Annotated in this window: 1 protein-coding gene; it reads right to left on the bottom strand. The window is 36.0% G+C overall.

Annotated features, from left to right (window positions below; all coding sequences use genetic code 11):
- Positions 1-31: 31 nt before the first annotated feature.
- A protein-coding gene (locus AC3E7H_RS09835; RefSeq protein WP_490676498.1) for an IS3 family transposase occupies positions 32-1380 on the bottom strand; the annotation gives its coding sequence in 2 pieces (ribosomal slippage) (positions 32-930 and positions 930-1380; 1350 coding nt in all).
- Positions 1381-1435: the final 55 nt, after the last annotated feature.

The raw sequence follows: 1435 nt of genomic DNA, 5'->3' as shown, positions 1-1435 counted from the left end.
TGTACTGACCCCAAAAAGTTAGACAATTAATTTAAGCAAAGGATTTAGTTCTGTATTGTACAGGACTAAGTCCTTTTAGTTTTACCTTAATTCGTTTGTTGTTGTAGTAATCAATATAGTCTACAATAGCTTGTTCCAAGTGCTCAAGTGACTGAAACGTATTCTCATAACCATAAAACATTTCAGACTTAAGAATGCCAAAGAAAGATTCCATCATACCGTTATCTGGGCTATTTCCCTTACGTGACATAGATGGTTGGATTCCCTTATTCTTTAAAAAATGATGATAGAAATCGTGTTGGTATTGCCATCCTTGGTCACTATGGAGAATTGTATTTTCGTAATGGTTCTCTGTAAAGGCTTGTTCTAGCATAGCTTTCATTTGTAGTAAGTTTGGCGAAGTAGAAAGATTGTAGGAGATAATTTCGCTGTTAAAGCCATCTAAAACTGGTGATAAATAAAGCTTTTGGCTGCTTGCTGGAATGGCAAATTCTGTCACATCTGTGTAGCACTTTTGCATTGGTTTGGTTGCTTCAAATTGTCGTTGAATAAGGTTATCTGCTTTCTTGCCAACCTCTCCTTGGTAGGAAGAATACTTCCGTTTACGGCGAATTCGAGCCGTTAAACCAAGTACTTTCATCAGACGCTGCACCTTCTTATGGTTCACTACGAAGCCACGATTTCGTAATTCTAGAGTCATGCGACGATAGCCGTAATTTCCTTTATGTTCAGTATAAATTGACTGAATTTCAGCTTTAATATCATAATCCTTCTCGCTTTGATCCAGCTGTTTTAAGTGGTAATAATAGGTTGAACGGGCAAGCTTAATAATCTTTAGAAGGATATCTAACGAAAACTCTGTTACCAGTCCTTGAACAATTTCCGTTTTTCTTCTTGCTCCTTTTCGTCCCTCAATCGGAGTTCTCTCAACTTTTTTAGAATGGCATTCTCCGCTCTTAAGTACTCATTTTCTGCTTGAAGACGTTCTAATTCTGTCATATCTTCAAATCTCTTCTTTGGCTTACGTCCCATTTTAGGTGGTCTCCCTCTTGTTTTCTCAACAATAGTATACCTGTTTTTCTTATATTGTGCCAGCCAATTCGAAAGTAATCCACTACTTGGAAGAGCATAATCCAGAGACACCCTAATTTGTGAACGCCCCTCAAGAAGAACTCTATCAATGATCTCTTGTTTTAGTTCAGGAGAATAGTAACAATTCTTTCCTTTTTTGACGATTTCTATTCCATAACGATCAATCAATTTAATCATGTACTGAAGATTAGAAATGTTTATCCCAAATTGATTTGAAAGTTGTCTAAAGCTCTCTCCTTTCTTTCTTAATTCATATATTTGAACTTTATCTTCATAAGTTAATTTCATAATAAAAACACCCCAAAAGTTAGATTTTTATGTCTAACTTTTGGGGTGCCGTTCA

It is taken from the genome of Streptococcus sp. SCPM-O-B-15304 (M98), assembly GCF_058200215.1.
Note: the sequence above shows the minus strand (reverse complement) of the source record. Positions and strands in the feature narration are given on the sequence as shown.